Source organism: Candidatus Poribacteria bacterium, from assembly GCA_028820845.1.
GTDB lineage: Bacteria > Poribacteria > WGA-4E > WGA-4E > WGA-3G > WGA-3G.
The window spans coordinates 75,972-94,356 of sequence record JAPPII010000074.1; the positions used below are offsets into that span (position 1 = coordinate 75,972).

The 18,385-nt window shown below is 46.0% G+C and carries 19 protein-coding genes; 13 read left to right on the forward strand and 6 right to left on the reverse strand.

Features of this window, described 5'->3' with window-relative positions:
• Positions 1-33: 33 nt before the first annotated feature.
• Positions 34-843: a LamG domain-containing protein gene (locus OXN25_15040; protein ID MDE0426172.1), complete on the reverse strand. Its 810-nt coding sequence runs from the start codon at positions 841-843 to the stop codon at positions 34-36.
• 328 nt (positions 844-1,171) lie between these two features.
• On the opposite strand from OXN25_15040, the gene OXN25_15045 reads away from it, so the two are divergent.
• The gene (locus OXN25_15045) at positions 1,172-2,317 is read left to right on the forward strand and encodes a fatty acid desaturase (protein MDE0426173.1); all 1,146 of its coding nucleotides are present in this window, start codon (positions 1,172-1,174) and stop codon (positions 2,315-2,317) included.
• 45 nt (positions 2,318-2,362) lie between these two features.
• Complete coding sequence (locus OXN25_15050) at positions 2,363-3,256, forward strand: creatininase family protein (GenBank protein ID MDE0426174.1); 894 nt, start codon at positions 2,363-2,365, stop codon at positions 3,254-3,256.
• Between the two features lie 213 nt (positions 3,257-3,469).
• Here OXN25_15050 and OXN25_15055 read toward each other — a convergent pair whose 3' ends face one another.
• Entirely contained in the window at positions 3,470-4,627 is a 1,158-nt protein-coding gene (locus OXN25_15055) for a transposase (protein MDE0426175.1), read from the reverse strand.
• A 182-nt stretch (positions 4,628-4,809) separates the two neighbouring features.
• Here OXN25_15055 and OXN25_15060 point away from each other — a divergent pair, with 182 nt between their 5' ends.
• The 6 genes from OXN25_15060 (at position 4,810) to OXN25_15085 (ending at position 9,802) form a co-directional block, all read left to right on the forward strand.
• Entirely contained in the window at positions 4,810-5,037 is a 228-nt protein-coding gene (locus tag OXN25_15060; protein MDE0426176.1) for a hypothetical protein, read from the forward strand.
• Between the two features lie 60 nt (positions 5,038-5,097).
• On the forward strand, positions 5,098-5,376 hold the full coding sequence (locus OXN25_15065; GenBank protein MDE0426177.1) for a hypothetical protein: 279 nt from the start codon (positions 5,098-5,100) through the stop codon (positions 5,374-5,376).
• 351 nt (positions 5,377-5,727) lie between these two features.
• Positions 5,728-6,630 (forward strand): IS982 family transposase, encoded by a 903-nt coding sequence (locus OXN25_15070; protein MDE0426178.1) that lies wholly within the window; start codon positions 5,728-5,730, stop codon positions 6,628-6,630.
• Between the two features lie 341 nt (positions 6,631-6,971).
• A complete protein-coding gene (locus OXN25_15075) occupies positions 6,972-7,535 on the forward strand; it encodes a hypothetical protein (protein MDE0426179.1) in 564 nt (187 codons plus the stop codon).
• 332 nt (positions 7,536-7,867) lie between these two features.
• On the forward strand, positions 7,868-8,413 hold the full coding sequence (locus OXN25_15080; protein MDE0426180.1) for a hypothetical protein: 546 nt from the start codon (positions 7,868-7,870) through the stop codon (positions 8,411-8,413).
• A 357-nt stretch (positions 8,414-8,770) separates the two neighbouring features.
• Positions 8,771-9,802, forward strand: coding sequence for a transposase (locus OXN25_15085; protein ID MDE0426181.1), 1,032 nt, complete (start codon positions 8,771-8,773; stop codon positions 9,800-9,802).
• Between the two features lie 75 nt (positions 9,803-9,877).
• On the opposite strand, the gene OXN25_15090 is transcribed toward OXN25_15085, so the two are convergent.
• Positions 9,878-11,245: a sulfatase-like hydrolase/transferase gene (locus OXN25_15090; GenBank protein ID MDE0426182.1), complete on the reverse strand. Its 1,368-nt coding sequence runs from the start codon at positions 11,243-11,245 to the stop codon at positions 9,878-9,880.
• 226 nt (positions 11,246-11,471) lie between these two features.
• Here OXN25_15090 and OXN25_15095 point away from each other — a divergent pair, with 226 nt between their 5' ends.
• The 4 genes from OXN25_15095 to OXN25_15110 all read left to right on the forward strand — a co-directional run bounded on the left by OXN25_15095 (position 11,472) and on the right by OXN25_15110 (position 12,671).
• Positions 11,472-11,699, forward strand: a complete 228-nt coding sequence (locus tag OXN25_15095) for a hypothetical protein (protein ID MDE0426183.1) — start codon at positions 11,472-11,474, stop codon at positions 11,697-11,699.
• Positions 11,700-11,768: 69 nt separating this feature from the next.
• Complete coding sequence (locus tag OXN25_15100; protein ID MDE0426184.1) at positions 11,769-11,957, forward strand: type II toxin-antitoxin system HicA family toxin; 189 nt, start codon at positions 11,769-11,771, stop codon at positions 11,955-11,957.
• A gap of 13 nt (positions 11,958-11,970) precedes the next feature.
• Entirely contained in the window at positions 11,971-12,204 is a 234-nt protein-coding gene (locus tag OXN25_15105) for a type II toxin-antitoxin system HicB family antitoxin (GenBank protein MDE0426185.1), read from the forward strand.
• 83 nt (positions 12,205-12,287) lie between these two features.
• Entirely contained in the window at positions 12,288-12,671 is a 384-nt protein-coding gene (locus OXN25_15110) for a hypothetical protein (GenBank protein MDE0426186.1), read from the forward strand.
• A 23-nt stretch (positions 12,672-12,694) separates the two neighbouring features.
• On the opposite strand, the gene OXN25_15115 is transcribed toward OXN25_15110, so the two are convergent.
• Both OXN25_15115 and OXN25_15120 read right to left on the reverse strand, forming a co-directional pair.
• A complete protein-coding gene (locus OXN25_15115) occupies positions 12,695-14,185 on the reverse strand; it encodes a glycoside hydrolase family 32 protein (protein ID MDE0426187.1) in 1,491 nt (496 codons plus the stop codon).
• A 22-nt stretch (positions 14,186-14,207) separates the two neighbouring features.
• Positions 14,208-16,256, reverse strand: coding sequence for a hypothetical protein (locus OXN25_15120; GenBank protein MDE0426188.1), 2,049 nt, complete (start codon positions 16,254-16,256; stop codon positions 14,208-14,210).
• A gap of 292 nt (positions 16,257-16,548) precedes the next feature.
• Between OXN25_15120 and OXN25_15125 the strand changes: the two genes are divergently transcribed.
• Positions 16,549-17,922 (forward strand): hypothetical protein, encoded by a 1,374-nt coding sequence (locus OXN25_15125; protein ID MDE0426189.1) that lies wholly within the window; start codon positions 16,549-16,551, stop codon positions 17,920-17,922.
• A gap of 45 nt (positions 17,923-17,967) precedes the next feature.
• On the opposite strand, the gene OXN25_15130 is transcribed toward OXN25_15125, so the two are convergent.
• The gene (locus OXN25_15130) at positions 17,968-18,378 is read right to left on the reverse strand and encodes a VOC family protein (GenBank protein MDE0426190.1); all 411 of its coding nucleotides are present in this window, start codon (positions 18,376-18,378) and stop codon (positions 17,968-17,970) included.
• Between the last annotated feature and the right edge of the window lie 7 nt (positions 18,379-18,385).

The following is an 18,385-nucleotide window of genomic DNA, read 5'->3' on the forward strand; positions in this document are numbered from 1 at the left end:
GTGTTTCGCACCGGATTCTACCAGCGGAATCCGTCATTTATCATTACCGACTTTTAAGTCGCCCCAGGTCACTGCCAATTTGTCTGAAGGTTCGACAGCGAGTATACCGAGTGTCTCCTCCAAGCCGTCGTTCATGATGGCGTTGATGTCTTCTTCTTCCAAAGCGACGCTAAAAATCGCAGCCTCGTCGATAAGACCGTTTACTGGCTGAATGCCGGTTGGGTAATTGGTTCCAATGACTACAGGGGCGTTCGTGTCGGCAATGTCCGCAGAAAAGACCCGCGTGCCAGAAAGCACGCCGTCAACGTAAATCTGTGCTTCTTCGCCGGTATAGACACCAGCTACATGATACCATGTGTCATCTTCAGGTAGGATGTTGGATGCTGTCCAGACGGTATTGCCTGCTTCCCCGAAAGGCGCGAACTCGAATTTGCCATTAGCAGCCCGTTGTAACAGGTAACACATGTCGACTTGCCATCCTTGTGCTTTTGTCACTAACCCGTGCCAGTCGTTCGGCCTGTAAGTGCCTTGAACCCAGATGACGATTGTGAGTGCCTCACTGAGTTCGGTATCCAAGGTTTTATGGTCAGGGACGCTGACGTAATCACCTGCACCATCCAATTCCAGGGCGTTGCCAAATTTGCCACCGGGGACCCAATTCGGGTCACCCTCCAGTGTGCCATCATTGCCGTTTCCAGAGGAATCGGATGCCGTGTCACCATCGGTCTCGTTAAAGAGCCATACGCCAACGGCAGTTGTTGGATCGATTTCAGCGTTGCTGTATCTCAAGGATATGGCAAGGCAGCACAGGATACCGAAAATTATGACTGTTAGACGCATCATTTGATTCACCTCCATTAGGTTCATCTGAAGTCTACTTTAGTCTTCGTTATGCCTGATATTTTCAAACGCAGAAAAAAATCGTCAATTTCGCAGAGAAGTGATACAATATCCGTAGAGGCTATTTTTCTGAAATGTGAGTTCCCGCAATTATACCAAAGCGGTTCTCTTTTTACCATATTTTTCTGGAACTTACGTTTTAATGGCAAGATCCATTTTGTGCTGTTGTGTGGCATGGATGCGCCATTTTCCAATGCAGATGTCAAATTAGTACCCGTGTGTGATGCCTTACATACGGGTCAACAAACGTTAGAGATAAAAGGGTATTCAAATGACTTATCAACCTCTTGCTGAAGTGCGAAAAACGCTGCGTGTCAAATGGTACCGGAGTAAAATAGACCACACAACCTTACGGAATTTATCAAAACGGAGCGACTCGCAAGGCTGGTTTCAGGCTGGTGGGCATCTTGCCCTCTGGTTATTGACGGGTAGTTTGGTTTACTTCTTTTGGTCACAAACGATATGGCTCGGTTTTTTCATTGCCTTGTTTGTGCATGGTACGGTCGCCAGTTTTTTCAAAGGGACAGCCAACCACGAATTGGGACACGGCACTGTGTTTCGTACCAAATGGCTGAACAAATTTTTCCTTTCCCTACTGAGCCTCATAAGTTGGTGGGATCATTTTGACTACGCCAGTAGCCATACCTATCATCATCGCTACACCTTGTACCCCGAAGGCGATCGCGAAAATCTTCTCCCGCTTGAACCCAAGTTAGGTTCCTTGTTCGTCCTCCAACTATTCACCATAAATTTGCTCACGCAACCCGGTCGCACCTTTAGCAAAGGCGGGTTGATTGCTGCGGTTATCTGTACCATCCGCAGTGCGTTTGGTAAAGAGGGACCGCCAGAGGTTCCGAGTCAAGAGTGGTTGGCATCCTTACATACTGACCAACCCGAAGAGCATAAAAAATCGATGGGGTGGTCTCGGGTTCTACTCCTTTTTCACGGCACGCTGTTTGTCGTTTCACTCACTACTGGCTATTGGGTTTTTCCGCTTATCATCACTGCCAGCGCATTCATTGCAAACTGGGGATCCTATGTCGTTTCTCTGACCCAACATTGTGGTTTAAAGGAAAATGATCCTGACTTCCGCAAATCCACACGGTCAATCAAGCTCAATCCGTTGGCAGAGTTTTTGTATTGGCGTATGAATTGGCACATTGAGCATCACATGTTTGCAGGTGTGCCCTGCTACAATTTGAAAAAATTGCATCATCTGCTTGCCGAAGATATGCCCGAACTGCGCACGCTTTTCGGAGCTTGGCGAGAAATGCGCGAAACTTGGCGGCGGCAAAAAACTGATCCCGACTACTTTTTTGATACGCCACTTCCACCAACGGCTCAGCATATACCCACGGAAGCATCTAATCTTCTGGAAAGTTCCATCGGGGAATTGGCACCTAAAGGGTTGAAATAAGGCATCTATAAGAGGTATTTTTCTGTTCTTGGAAAGGAGTATTGTATGAGACATAATGAAGTGCGATGGGAACGGATGTTTCCTGATGAGTTAGAAGCGGCATTAGCGGCGTGTCCAATGGTGTATCTACCTTATGGGTTGTGCGAACCGCACGGTTGGCACAATGCAGTCGGAATGGATGCGATTCGGGCACACGAATGCTCCTGTCAGGCGGCGGAAGCACACGGTGGAATTGTGGCACCCCCATTTTATTGGCACTGCCATGAGATTGGTGGCTACGGTTCATGGGGACACAATCAAGTTAATCAAGAACGACCCTGGCTAACAGCGATACCACCGTGGATGTTTTTGAAGAATATTTGCTATCACATTCGAGCGGTGGATGCATTGGGGTTCCAAGGTGCGATTCTGTTTTCGGGGCATTCGGGTCCGCATCGGTTAGACGTACCAATAGTGATTGACATTATGCAGGCACATGTCGGTGTTCGGATGTATTCGACGATGAGCATAGGCGCGGATATTGAGCGTTTCGAGGATGGTAAAGGATTGGGTGGACACGCCGGACGCGGCGAAACCTCTGTGCTTTGGGCAGTCGCTCCCGATTGTGTGGATATGTCGCGGATGCCGACGGATGATACACGCGCCCCTCATTTTGCAATGGGGTCTTTCAACGAGTCCTCGAGCCGTCGCGTTGGAGAACAGATGGTCGCAGATATTGTGGCGCATTTTGGTGAAAAGACGAAGGAGTTGCTGTCTGCTTATGAAGCGGAGGTGTCGAATCGAACACCGTTGACGTTTGATGATGTCGAAGGGATTTGGGAAGACGAAATCCGACCGAAGTTGGCTGAGTTTGCTTCTCTGCAGCCTCCCGAACCATCACCACCCGCTAATTCTCGGTGGTATCCCAACTCACAACCTCCCAAAGGACGGGTCCTGTAGAACGCAAAGTGATTTTCAGCATTAAAACTTCAGTTTTGATCTGCTGCCGGATTGGAAGCGTGGAAGTATGGAAGCAAACAAACAGATTTTCTTGAAACCCTAAAATTTATCAAATTCTTTAGAGGCAAAACTCTGGCTTTCAAGCCAGAGATGTAGCCTCTGCGGATGGCGTAGTTAAACTGGTATTTCTCAAAAGATTGTTTGTTTCAATAGTTATATGTGTTCTTGTGGGTAGGGTTCATGAAAATGCGCGGCGATGACAGACAAGAGCTGCCTATCTCCGGAAAGTTGAAGTTTTATGTGATGAAAAGTGAGTCGTGTTGAGCGACTGACTTGCTGTATCATGAGATAACTGAGAACCTTTATGCCCAATGTGCCATAGGCACCATTTCGGTGATGCAAACTCATTGCCGAAAGTCGGAGATCGGTCTTCAGATGTCGCCAAAACTGTTCAATGCCATGGTGTTGGGCCCAAATATGCAGGGTCTCTGCGGCGCGTAAAGGTCTCCCAAAGACCAGCATTGTTTGCGTCTTAGCGTTGGCTGAAAAGCAGAGGAGCACGAGTTGCCGAAAAGTCGGACTTTTTGCTCGAAAACGCCGCACGGGTTTATCACACCCCCATTGCTGGGTCAGCAACTTCACGGTCTTCTTATGTGCTGAAAGTTTGGCAGTTTTAGCGTCAATCTCCATAACGTAGTTGCTTTTACCATGAACAAGGATGCGAGTAAATCCTAAATCTAACAACGTTTCAATGAGAGTTTTACTGCCATACCAAGAATCAAAGGTGATTGGATACTTTCTCAAATCAATGCCTTGTGCATCGAAGACTTCAAGAACTTCTTGGATCATCGTCCGAAAGCACGTCGGTTTATCGGTGTTCCCTCTGCCTTGTTTAGAGACGATACGGATGTTTAACGGGAGAATGACATCACCTATCTTGAGAGTGATTGCCAATATATTTCGACCTTTGATAGCCTGCTTCTGCTGTGTTGACCACCATTTATAGCCATAAGAGAGCGTCTTAGCATATCGCGGGTCGTTGGTGTCATCAACACTTATCGTGATACAGCGTCGAGATTGTGTCGATGCTGACTTTGATTCAGTCTGACGGATCGCTTCAATAGCGATTGTAGAGGCGACACCGACTAACAGAGACTTCCACTGATAAAGACTCATCTCTTTCAGGTCTCGATAGCGTTTATTTTTCGAGATGCTGAGAGCATCTGCGACTTGATTCGGATTGTAAAGTCCAAAGAGATGTCCCGTTGAAAGGAGCAGCAAGGTTTCAGCGAGTTCGGATGTCATCTTCGGAGCGGTTGCGTAGAAAGCGGATTGAAAAAACCCCGCTGCTCTGATAATATGGTGTCGCATGAGATGTCCTCCTGAAAAGTTGAGTTAACTCTTAGGATGGCATCTCATGTGCTAAAAATCAAGCAACTTTTTGAAAATAAAGCGCATTTTCATAACATGACACGCTCTTAGGCAACGCTTTTAGTAGACCGACTATAACTTTGATAGATGTCAGGTGTATTACAAGTTTGGAGGTGAACTATATGGAAAATCCGACTCTTGAGGATTTACAGTCACCAGACTCTAAAATACTCTATCAGTTGTTATCTGAAAAGATAGACGAGAGGGTAGAGAGTCTGGAAGAATTTATGAAAGACACTACAAAAGCGCTTGCTGATGACCTTTCTAATGTCAAGGACGACGTTGATATGATTGCATCTGTCTTTGGTTTCGTTAGAAATGGCGAAGGCAAACTGCATCGTCCTATTTGAAAGTAGAAGGTGTGGGTTATAGTTGCCCGCACCTTTTTTTTGCGAAAGAAAGGAATTGATATGACAGTCAAAACACTGGCACATATTGGTATTGTTCATATAGAAGAAGCTATTGCGACAATCTTATTTGGATCCTATCCTGAATGGACACGTGCTGTTGATTTGAACAGAATGCTTGGCTATAAAGATTGGGACACAGCAGATTGGATAGTCGGTGTTATTTTACCCAAAATGGAATCAGCGGGACGGCTTATGCACCGTAGGGAAGGTGGCAGAGCAACTGGCTGGAAACTGACAGAAACCGAGTATAATCGGTTGAACGGAGATAATAATGAGTAGCAAAAGGAGTTATCTATGCTTTTCGGAGTATTTTCTTGCGTAATGGTGCTATTGTAAAGGCTTGGAGTTGATATGTGGGGTAAATACTTTATCTACAGAGGCATCGTAGAGGCTATAAGGGGCAACGGCTATAAACGCTATAAAGATGACGGGTGGGGTTTTTGGAGTTTCGCGTTCTTTGTTCTTATTGTTTGCATAATACTGTTCGCCCTTGTCTATGTGGTCATTCCGCTTGCGACTGGGTTTCTGTTATACTTGTTTTTAAAACGACTTGTGCTAAATAGAATTAAGGTTGAATAGGTCCATGCTTATGTTATCCTATAAGTTCAGCTAAGAAAAGGAAACATAAGGATGGAGTTACAGTCTACTTTAGAAGCCTATGCGTTGCAACTGAAAAATGTGCCCTGCACGCTCATAGCCGTCGCAGGCGTGGTGCGGCAGGTCATGAAACTCCTTTATGAGACGCATTTTCGAGATGCCGAGGATCATAGACCCGGTCGCAACCCCGACTGCCCCGACAGCGACATCCTCGCCATCGGGTGGCTCTTGGAATCCATCGGAGCAGCGCGTGAAAGTTCGGGGTATCGACGTTTGAAATCTCAACTCCGCACGGTTTTCCCGTGTTTACCTGAACGCTCGCGTTTCAATAGGGGGAGACGCAATCTCTGGGGTGCCTCTGAAGTCATCCGTCGGACTTTGACGCAGGTCTTACCCAAGTCGGATGTCTTTATCGTGGATTCTTTTCCGATGCCCATCTGCGATGTGAAACGTGCCACAGCGTCAAAGTCCGACCTGAAGTGGGCAGACGGTTCGGGAACACTTGCCACTTATGGACATGCTGCCACGAAAAGTCTCGGAACGTTCTTTGGATTTCGGGGACATCTGATAACCACCCGGGACGGCGTGCCTGTTGACTTCGCCATCGCTTCTGCACATATAGACGACCGAGAAGTCCTGCGCGTGATGGCTGAAAACCGTGGGTACCCCATCGTTCTCGGGGATAAAGGTTATGTCTCTAAGGCACTTCAGCAAGAGTTGCTTGAAACTGAAAATACCTGTTTGCTGGCGACGCTGCGCCGGAATCAGAAGCAGCAGTATCCAGAAGACTTTAGCAAATGCCACGTCAAAATGCGGAGACGCATTGAGACGACGATGAGTCAACTCACAGAGCAGTTCGGGGTTTCTCGCGTGCGTGCGCGAACGCATTGGGACTTCAAACCCGCATGGGTTTCCATAAGATCGGTGCCTGTCTGATTGGTGTTTTCCTCAATAAGTGTTTCGGACGCCCTTTGATGCAACTCAAAGACCTCGTCCTCGCATAAACTGAAATCTCGAAAAATCTAATTAGCACAAGTCGTTTTTAAAAAAACTGATTACGTCCGCCACTTTCCGACGCGGCGTATGGTGTGTCTTGTTATGTATATTCGCAGTGGCTTGTGTAATTGCCATTGCACGCGGTGTGGCATATCTATTTTTCTCATGATACGGTTGGATACTAAAGTCCATAGAGAAAAAAATCTTTGCCTTACTGTGTGAAATCCGATTTAACTAATTCCGAATCTACTGAATGCGAAAAGAATAAATAGGAGAATGCTATGTTAGAAACAACAGCGAAAGATAATGTGAATCTATTATCAAAAGAAGCCTTGCATAACGTGATACAAGGCAATTTAGGGCTTTTGTGCCAATATGTTAAAGGCACAGTTGCTAATAAATGGGCGTGCGTTATTCTGCTGTTACAATTTATAGAATACTTGCTAAAGCATCAGATACAAAATGATGGCAACAAGTTTCCAAAAGGGAGCGATGGACACAACCTCAAAAAGTTGTATGGGATGCTCGAAGATCATCAGGAGCGCATAGAAACGCATTTTAACAGATTAATGGCACATAAGAAACAGATCGATCCAGAAAGTTTTGGCACAGTAGAGGACTTTGTTGAAAACTATCACAACTCTTACACGCTTTTTCGCTATTGGATATTGGAAGAAAACTTTGAAACGGAGGTACCATATTTTTACATTACAGACACATTCCTTGTGCTTATCACGCTTATGGAATGCTCGGATATTGATTTTGACTTTTCCGAAGCGCATAGTGTGCTACAGGAGAGAATAGCTTTAGACAAAGTATTAAAGGCGGGCATAATAAATTCTTAGCACGTCAAGGTATCAACAGTGCAAGTAGAATAAGAATGAAGGGAAATTATGAACTACTGGCGACTTTTAGGAAATATCCTCCTGTTTATCTGTAGGGCACTTTTTGATACGCACCACCTTGCAAAAGACGTGCTATTGGTTTAGGCTGAATACGTTGGCACGCAAAGACCATCACTTCCTGTTTACATGCTTGCCGTTATACGCTTGGTCATCTTTGGTGTGTTTTACGTATGTTGGATGTCCGTTTACTTCATTATCAACCGTGCAATAACTGGCACGTGGAGATTATCCTAATCTTCACGCGCTTTCGCGTTTAAAAGGAAAGGTAAATTATGTTTTACAAAAGTCTTTTTTTAACAATAGTTCTTATGGTTAGTCTAATCGGTTGCCAACAGCCCGACAATTCCGCATATATAAAAGCGTTAGAGGATCAAATTCAGACGCTGGAAGATCGCGTAGATATATTGGAGAGTAAGCAAACCGAGCAAACTACAACTGATATGTCCAGTGACACCTCTAAAGAATTTGAACGTATCAATTTACAAATTCAAGACCTCTATTATATGACAGAACCCTTGCGAACACAGGTTATAGACAAAATGGAAGGTAATTATTCTTATGCGTTTTATGGTCGGACAGTTAGAGGAATGTTACCGTCTCAGCTCAAAATGGCTGAACTCTATTACAAAATTCGCTCACATGAAATGTCCGATTTAGGGTTCTCTGAAGATGAAGTTAAGGCGTTGACAGCGGAATTAGAAAGTTATATGAGTAATCCGTACTTCACACGCTACAAAGCAAAATATCTATATGATATGAGTGAGTTGACTTATCACCCGGACTTACGAGCCTATGTAGAAAGTTTTAGAGGTAAATAAGAATCCGTTACAATTTTCACACAAATTGTTGTGAAAATTAATTTAACCAAGTCCGAAACTACTTATTGCGAATATTTTTGAGTAAAGCACTGCCAATGTAGCGACTGCTATCTTAGCAGTGCTTTTTACTTGAATTACTTGAATTCAGAATTTATATGTGATATAATATAAGTAAATCTATGTGAGGTATTGGTAAAAAATGCGAACTTTCAAGATCAAGATACCATATTCGGAGCAGTTGGATGTATTGAATTCTGCTTCTGCGTCGGTTTGGGGTGAATGTCTCAAGCTTCAGGAGATGTGGTGTTATGCTCATGGTTCTTGGGGTTATTTTCCGAATATTAAGGAATGTGAATTATGGATAAAAGATTAACAAAGTCACAGCCTTTGCATTCACAGAGTATTCAGGAGGTGCGTTCGCGGTATTTCAAGAATTGGCAAGGTTTTCGTGTATTGCGTCGTAATGGTGATAAGACTGCGAGGCCTCCGTATAAAAAGAAACGTTTTCAAACAACCACTTGGAAGAAGTCAGCGATACGTTTCAAAGAGGGTTTGTTTGGTAAGCAGGTTGTTCTATCTAATGGCAGGCGTGGTAAGCCTTTGGTGGTGGATTTGCCAAAGCGGTTTGATATAAAGAATATTCCTGCTATCATCAATCTTGTGTATAATAGGGGTCAGTATGAATTGCATTTTGTTTACAAAACTGATAAAGCTGTAAAAACAGAAGCGAAGGGTATTGTTGGCGTTGACATTGGCGAAATACACCCTATGGTAAGTCATGATGGCATGGTTACTGAAATCTTTAATGGACGGTATATTAGAAGTTTATACCGGTTGAGGAATAAGGTGATTGCGTCTATGGACAAGAAGATAGATAGGTGTGAGCGTCATAGCAACCGCTGGTGGCACTTAGTAAAACACAAATGGAAACACATCAGAACAATTGACAATCAAATCATGGACGGCTTGCATAAACACACTACAAAGTTTGTGAAGTTGTGTGAGTCACGGGGTATTGGTACGATTGTTCTTGGTGATTTGACGGGTATACGCAATAATATCAAGGCGAGGAAAAAAGAACGTCAAAAGTTGCATCAGTGGGCTTTTGGCAAAATTACGCAAATGATTACCTACAAAGCAAAGGCTTTAGGTATCAAGGTGGAATTAATTAATGAGGCGTATACTTCGCAGACTTGCTTGAATTGCGGCAAGAGGAACAAACCACAAAAGCGTTCTTACAAGTGCAAATGTGGATTTGAACATCATCGCGATGGCGTTGGTGCGACTAATATAAGACAAAAGTATCTTGGGTGTTTCGGCACCCCAGTAGCGGCGACTATGGCATCGCCCGTTGGTATTCGCTTAGAATGCCGACGTTGCTCCGCCTGAGCGGAGAATATTCCCACGAGGAACAAAAGGAATCTCCAGACTTTAGTCTGGAGAGGGTTCAATTTCTGATATTGTTTAACTGTTCCTACTATTCAATCTACGCACCCTTTGGTTTTCTTTTGCGCGTGCATCTTCTCGTTCTGGATCGAGAATCGCGCGCAAGGCGGTTTCCAGTTCGCTACGTCTTGCTGCATATTCAGGTTTTGCTGCTAAATTGTTGTTCTCCCGTGGGTCAGTGTCTATGTTAAACAGCTGCGGTTCGCTCCCGACGTAGTGACACAATTTGTAATTCCCGCGCTTGAGCATAAAACCTGCGTTAAGCATACCCATGTGATGGTATTCAGAAAAGACAGTGCGCGTCGTTTCGTTTGGTTGGTTTCGGGCTATCCGCAGCAGGCTATCCCCCGGTAAATCAGACGGTGTTTCCAGACCGGCGACTTCCAACAGGGTGGGCAAAACATCTACCAGAGAGACGTTTTGTGCCACACGACCGTTCTCACCTGAAGGTAGGCGCACCATTAATGGCACCCTCACTGCAGGTTCGTAGAAACACTGCTTCTGCCAGATGCCGTGGTGCCCTGCCATCTCGCCATGGTCACTCGTATAGAGGACGAGTGTATTTTCGCGTAGTGGCGACGTATCAATCGCCTCAAGTATCCGTCCGATGTGCGCATCGAGACACGAGACAAGGGCATAGTAGGAGGCTAACGCGCAACGGACAACGGCTTCAGGGGGTGGGATGTCGTTCCGCCACGACCAACGGTGGTGTCGGATGATGGGGTGTTGGGATTCAAGTGCTTCGTTCCATGTCTCAGGTAATTCCAGTGTGTCTGGGTCGTATAGTGCGTAGAATTCCGGTGGTGCAATCAATGGAAAGTGTGGGTGCATGAACCCGCAGTAAAGTAGGAAAGGGTTATTGTCAGGAGATGCAGCTTTTTCTTGAAGGAAATCCACTGCTAAGTCTGTGACGTTTCTGTCGTATCTCGTGTGTTCGTGATCTCCCGGTCCACATTCGGCGACGTGTGAGTTAGAGCCTCGACGGGCATCCGGCGTGCGCCGTGGTGGACGACCGGTTGTGTGCCGCCATCGATGTAGGTCATCCAGCAAGCGATGGGAGAAACCGAGCAACCGATCTGTTCCGTTGAAATGCGTCCGTCCACATAGCACGGTCTCATAATCTGCCCTCGCCAAATAATCTCCCCACGTCTGGTACTGTCGATCGGCGATTGCACCCAAATCCCAGGCTTCAATCTGATGTGGGTAGCGTCCTGTAAGCATGGACAAGCGTGAGGGTGTACAGATTGGATAATTGCAATAAGCGTTATCGAATGTGTAACTCTGTTCAGCGAGGCGGTCGAGATGCGGGGTCTGGACAACGGGATGTCCGCTGTTTCCCATGATACTACCGGCGTGTTCGTCTGAGAATAGAAAAACGATATTCATAGATAGGATACTCCGTTCGCTGCAAAGTCGCGCAATGGACGATTCTCTGGTAGCACCTTGTAGAAGTATACCCGATTTCGAGAAAGAAAGCGACAATTTTTCTCAGAAAATATCCGATTGATTTTATAGGGAATCTGTGGTATAATTCTCCTAATTGGTTAGGTTACACTCCTAATGGGCATCGCACGCTATTTTTGCCCCTTGCAGTAAGGAAGGAAATTAATCAATGGAAGAGCAAAATATTAGTCTCAAAGATATAAATTCATTAGGGTATGACGTTATAGCGACAGTGTACCAAACAGGCGCGTTCAAAGCAGGTATAAAGTTTGACAATAACGGTAAACTACTGATAATTCATGAAGGTCGCGTTATATGCTCGTTCCATGCTGAAAAATCCGAAAGCGAGGAAGGAAAAGTCTCAGCGGCTTTTAGCCAGAAGGCATATGATGGATGATTATGGCACAAGGAGCTGGACCCGTCATTTTCTTCCAATTAGTGAACTTAAAACCGACAAAAGCCTACTATGAAGGTTCGATTGCTCATAAAACTGATTCAAGACGATGGTTGGTATCTCGTCCGGACGCGAGGTAGCCATCGACAATTTAAACATCCAACAAAAAAGGGCACCGTGACAGTTGCCGGAAAATTGAGTGCGGATGTCCGTCCGGGCACACTCAACAGTGTTCTAAGGCAAGCTGGACTCAGATGGTGAGGTGAATAAATCCATGGAATACGTTGTTATTTTTGAAGAAGGAGAAAATGGTTGCAGTGCTTATGTCCCCGATCTTCCTGGGTGCATTGCGGCAGGTGATACAATAGAGACAGTGCGGACATTGGTCGCTGAAGCCATTGCGTTTCATATTGAAGGTCTGCGCGAAGATGGAGACGTTGTTCCATTGCCGTCGTCAAGTTCACCCATTCCAATAGATCCGGGCATGTTGGTGGAACTTAGAATCTGATGCCGGAGGGAAAGCCTTACGCTGTGCTAAACCTCATCAGTGCTTGAATCTGAAATATGCCAATTAGTATTTGAGGTAGAAGTATGAAAGAAACAATCGAAGTCGAAATCATGGAAGTGCTTGATACGTGGATGGAAGCCTTTAATCGTCTTGATATAGTGGCATGGGAGAAGACGTTTCACTTTCCGCACTACCGTCTCGCGTCTGGCAATATGCGAGTCCTCAACAAACCGGGTGAGCAGGATATGGAGAGAATAAGACACAACCTAACCACAAGAGGCTGGCACCATAGTGATTGGGACAGACGCAACATTGTCCATGCGTCGGAGTCTAAGGTCCACGTTGATACGCAATTCACGCGCTATCGCGCCGATGGTACAGTCATTGCCTCCTACGAATCGCTTTATATCTTAACCTACGAAGCGGGACGCTGGAGCATCAAGCTGCGATCGAGTTTCGCGCCGTAATAGACTAAGGAAAATTCAACATCTCACCAAGGGTTGGTTGCGTCCATCTCCCATTTAACGATATTTCTGACCGCAATTCGCCCATCTTCGCAAAACAATCTCACCTGTTTGCTGTCGGGGCGCGTCGGATAAACCCGTTGAACAATGCACATCTCGGTGTTGACGAACATTTCAATTACCGACCTGTCAACAAAGATATCGAGTTCAAGTACTTGGTCGTCTCCCAATGCATAAGGCACTGTTTGCTTGAACCTTCCGGGTTTCAACACTTCCCGTCCACAACGGTATGAGAGGGTCCAGTCGTTACTTGCTTTTTCAAAATCGACAACAAAGGCTTGCTGTCCCACATCGTAGCGAATCACCGTTTCCTCCTCAAGATCTGGCGAACAGAACAATTTTAACCCAAAGCGTTGCGCAGAACGTGGCTCTATCGTCAGTTTCAGTTCCATACAGTCCGAAGCAAGCCCTTCAACGGTGATCTCCTGCTTTGCCTCTAAAAATATATCTTCAGTTTGAAATGGGTTGTATCTCAAGGACTGTAATTCTGGAACCGGTTCAATGTTTAAGTGGTTGTCCGAAGTCGGCTTTAGATGCCAAGGAAGCGTCATGATGCTCTGCCAACCGTGTCTATCTGCATCGTGGGCATCGGCGATCCACCCCCAAAAGATGCGTCTCCCTTTATCGTCAATCAGGGTTTCGGGACCCGCGAGCATACTGCCGAGATGGCTGAGTTGTCCGTTAGCTTCTGGGTAGAAGGTCTCGTTTTCATAGTGTCCAATATAATATTGGCACTTATTGAACGGAAAGTGTGTGTGCATCAGGAGCATGTATTTCTCCCCAAAGCGGAAGAAGTCGGAGCATGCGCAATCTTCAACCGCTGCTGTCCATCTACGCGAGGATTTATAGAAGGGGCCAACGTAGTTCCATTGCTTGAGATCTTCCGACTTAAACAGGCTCGTCGAATCGCCTTCATACCCGGGGCGATGGTTTTTATTGCCGATTAAGGCGTAATAGATATCCCCTTCTTTCCAGCCACTCGGATCGAAAATCACGCATTCGGGGAATTCGTCGGTATCGATTGGAATTACTGGGTTTTCTGCCAACGGGGTCCAGTGTGAGAGATTGGCATCGTGACATTGGTAGATACAGATTCCCCTTCTCGGCATATTGGTAATGATCGTCGGAATTTCCATTCCTTCCATAATGTCGCCGCTGTTGAAATAATCGCCCTTTTTCCCTTCAAGCGGTTCATCAAGATATGCTGTGTGATAGGTCCAATGTAGTAGATCTCGACTCGAAATGTGTTGCCAACTCGAAAAGTCTCTCTCATCGGGCCCGTTTCTTATCTTTTGGAGGTAGCCAATATGATACCTACCGTTGAAGAAGATCGCACCGTTGATGTCATTCCAACGGCCATAAGGTGGTAAGAAGTGATATTTCGGGCGAAATTTATCGGCGACCATCTTTTCCCTAAATTGATACGACTCCATTAAAAAATCGTCATACGTACGCATAGTTTACCTTTCTTTTTTTATTTCAATCCAACAAGATGCGATAGCCGGTTTGAACGCCGGTTATCATCCCAACGATTGACCAGAGCCCGGCACACGTCATCTCACCGAGGATCAATCCAAGAAACAGCGGACGTGCTTCCCTATACGCCCTGAGGCCCCCATATTTCACAACACCATATTTGAGAAAATAACCGAGCATGATAGAGAACCATAGCTTAAACGATGCCCATGAGCTGAGCATCGTATACCCAATCGGATGAATCGGCCACCAGACAAAAACTTTTCGTATCCACATCAATCCGATTGTAAACGTGCTCCCGAAAAGCGTCCAACCGGTATTCGCCCAGTCGGTTCCCTCCGTAGGGCTCGTAAGGACAGCACTCAACCAGCGCGCCCCGCCGCTACCGCCTGTATGCACGAATAGTGCGCCGTGTTGGTAGCTGACTTTCAGCACGGAATAATATGAGACAAACAGTCCGAGCACCATCGCCACACCCATCGCCATGAGGAGTCGCCGCCGGTTGGTTCTAACGGTGTCCGCTGCCTTTAGCCCGTTCATCACATTCGGCATCATAAATTCTCTCAGGTGTGAGGTTAAGCCGGTCGGTTGCATGAACAGCCACGTTGTCGTTGAGGGAGTGATATGTGCCGTCCCAAGTGTTGTCAGGAAGAAACTTTGCGGTGAAAATGAAGGATTGATAAAAGGGATACCGCCGTTGATAATCTGCCATGTCAAAGCAACGAACACGCCAATTGAAAAGATTACAAAGAGCACCGCAAATCCGAGCGACATTCCCATCAGGACGCTTAGGTATATCAAGACGGATAAACCTCCGAGCAACCCAAAAACTGTCAACCCGGCGGACATCGGTTCGTTCTGAGCGTCAGATTGGTGGGATCCGCGTCCGAAGCCGCTTAGAAAGAGTTGCTTGATGTGTGTTCTGGCTTTGAAGAGTGCCCAAGCCCCAAGCGTCAGACACGCACCCGCTTCCTGTGCTGCACTGAACGAATACGCTGTCCATTTTACACCCGGACCCTTCGTTATGAAGAAACCGAGCATACTGCCGATGAGACATTGTAGTTTGAAAAACAAAAAGAAAAACCAGAGACTAAAGGCGACCTCAAGTGTGAGCAAGTAGCTGAATCCTACCATGGACATCAATATCACAATCTGAAAAGGTCTCAAGGCGTTGAGGGGTCTACCGACGAGGAACGGGTCGAGCCAATATCGGATGGGGATATTGGGTAGCGTCGGAAAATACGCATGAAGTCCGTTCAACGTGTGAACAAACGCCGGTATCGCGAACCCGACCCACATCTTTCTGTTTTTAAAAAATGAATTGACCACCCCTGATTGGTGGACAGAGATTTCCACGGGCAGTTGAACGAGTGGAAACGTGCATTTCTCGTATTCGATCCACTGTTTTCGGAGCATCACAGCGAGACAAACCATAACAAAGTAGGCGGTTAGAACATACAAGGCCCACACAGAGAGCGGTTTCAGCCATGCCCCCCAAGGGATCCGCTCGCCGACGGATAGGCCTTCATAGAAGGAGACAATCGCGGTTTCATCTCGTACGACGCGCCATTCGGGGATATATTGAAAGAAAAGGGATCGCCATTCATTCTCTGGGGTGGCGAAATAGTTGTAAGCTGCGAAAGTAGATAGCGCGTCTCGCATCATGCCTGATGACGGGATACCCGCGACGGCAATCATGATGCACCAGATAACGACGAGTTCTTGGGCGGAGAGGGCGAGTTTCGGATGCAGAAGCCTTAGGACAGAATTAACAACCAACGCCAAAGCGGTCAAGACAAAAAATGGGGCAAGCGGAAAATGACCGCCTGCCAAAAATGTGTTCCGAATGACAAAATCGTTATAGGGCGCGATTAAACACTCTAAAACTGCTAAGGCGAGTCCAATGACCAACGCCCTTTTTGACCATACGGTTTGATATTGGGTGCGTACTGATGACACGTTACCCGTATCACCGGCTCGATGGTATTCCAGGTTTCCCCTATTTTTCCCCATTTTTTGACCAAGATTTTTATGATTTACGTGATTTGCCATTCATCTCATCTGCCTCTTTTGCGTTAAAAATTCTATGCAGTCACTACATTAGCGAACCATAACGTAATTCTCAAGATTATAACATACGTCAGTTAAAATGTGGATTTTTGTTTTTTATCAGAGGACAACCACAAGGGCTGCTTCTACTACACCCCACCTACATAGGAGCATTCGATTTTTCTGTAGGAGGGATTTCCGAATCCTGACACACCGCGACACCAAAAAGATTGCTAAAAACCAAAGAATCGTGATAACATAACCCGCATATTAAGGAAACAACGAACACACCGACATGCTTATTCTGCAACTTAAACATCTCAGTCAATCAGAACTCGCGAAGAAGAGAGCCTTATGGGTACTATCCATCGGACTCCTATTTCTTGGGTTTCTCTTTAACGTATGGCATGTCGCCGAACAGGAATGGTTTGACACGCATCAACGGGACACCGAAAGCCTTATTGTCGGAAGAATGGTCAAATCCCGCCAAGACGGCCTCTTCTCGGCAGGCGGACTGACGGGGGCAGGAATTGCGACGAATATTCAGCAGGACTGGATATCTGAAAATCAGATTGACAATCAATATGCAGCCTATCTTAACAGCGGATCCTTTGATAAATTCTCGCCGTACATGTCCCAACCCGGTGGACAAGGCATAATTTTCAGTCTACTCGATGGACTCATCCCCCTCTCACCCCAAATCAAACTCTGGTTGTTCTATGTATTGACGGCTCTACTCTCGGCAATCGCATTGACCTTAATTGTAAACTGGTTTTATGAGGCGTTTGGCGGCTGGGTCGCGATCTTCGTCTTATGTTCGGTGGTGCTCTCGCAATGGTTGACAGTCTTTGGGAAGAATCTTTGGTGGAGTCTATGGGCGTTCTATCTGCCTATGATTGCTGTCTTGTACTTCCTTAAACACCACAGAGTTCCAGCGAACCTTCAGGGCATCAGACTTGGAATCCTAATCTTCATCACCGTTTCTATTAAGTGTTTCATCAACGGCTATGAGTACATTACAACCACGCTGTTAATGATGATGGTGCCGTTCGTCTATTATGTTGTCCTTGACAAGTGGAGCAAACAACAGTGTGTGAAATCGGTCCTTGCAGCCGGACTGGGATCAGGGGTCGCAATTTTTGTCAGTCTCATCATGTTATGTGTCCAAATAGGTGCTGTCAAGGATGGGTTCATGGATGGCGTGGCGCATGTGATCTGGTCTTTTGGGAAGCGCACGTATGGAGAGACGGGAGACTATCCGGCTGTATATGCTGCCAGTCTGGAAGCCGGTACAATAGGCGTGGTCATTACCTACATGAACGGTATCTTCTTTGATCTCAACAACTATCTATCTGTTACTAATTCCTTTGTCTCTAATTTCCTATTCAAAATCCGCTATGTCTACCTGATAGTTCTGTTTATAGCGATGTCTGCGCTGCTGTTTCGGCGTAGCACTGAAGAGCGGCAACAACATTTCATCGCTTTAATCTGGACGACGTGGTTTTCGATTCTGGCACCTTTATCGTGGTATGTCATCTTCAAGGCGCACTCATATATCCACATACACATGAGTTTTCTTCTCTGGCAGATGCCCTTTACTTTCTTCGGCTTTGCCGTGTTCGGTGCTGCCGTGCTGCAAAAAACTTGTAGGGCAAGCACCACGCCTTAACCCTACAAGTTTTAATAAGTATTGCGTCCCGAACGAAAGTTATTTTTATTGTGAATAATCGTTCCGTTTCGCTGGATCATCCGTGAAGTATTCAACGAACTCCCATTCAAAACCATCCGCATCCATGAAATAGATTCGCTTTCGGTAGGGATGTGGTTCGACTTTATAACCTTCTTTATATCCGGCAGCCAGCATACGTTCCCTGATACCTTCAGCGTCATCAACAGCAAAACCGAGATGGTTCACATAAGTCCCTTTCCGGTCTCCTGTGAACGGATGCTTGCGGTCTGACAATGCAATGTAAAAATCGTCAGTCCCAAGATGACACCATTTCGTCCCGTTTGCATTATCACCACCGCCCCTGACTCGAAAATCTGGAAAGGCGGTTGTTAGAAAATCGATCGCTTTTTCAAGGTCGTTCACGCTCATGTTCGCATGTTCAAGATAACGGCTCATTTCTTAA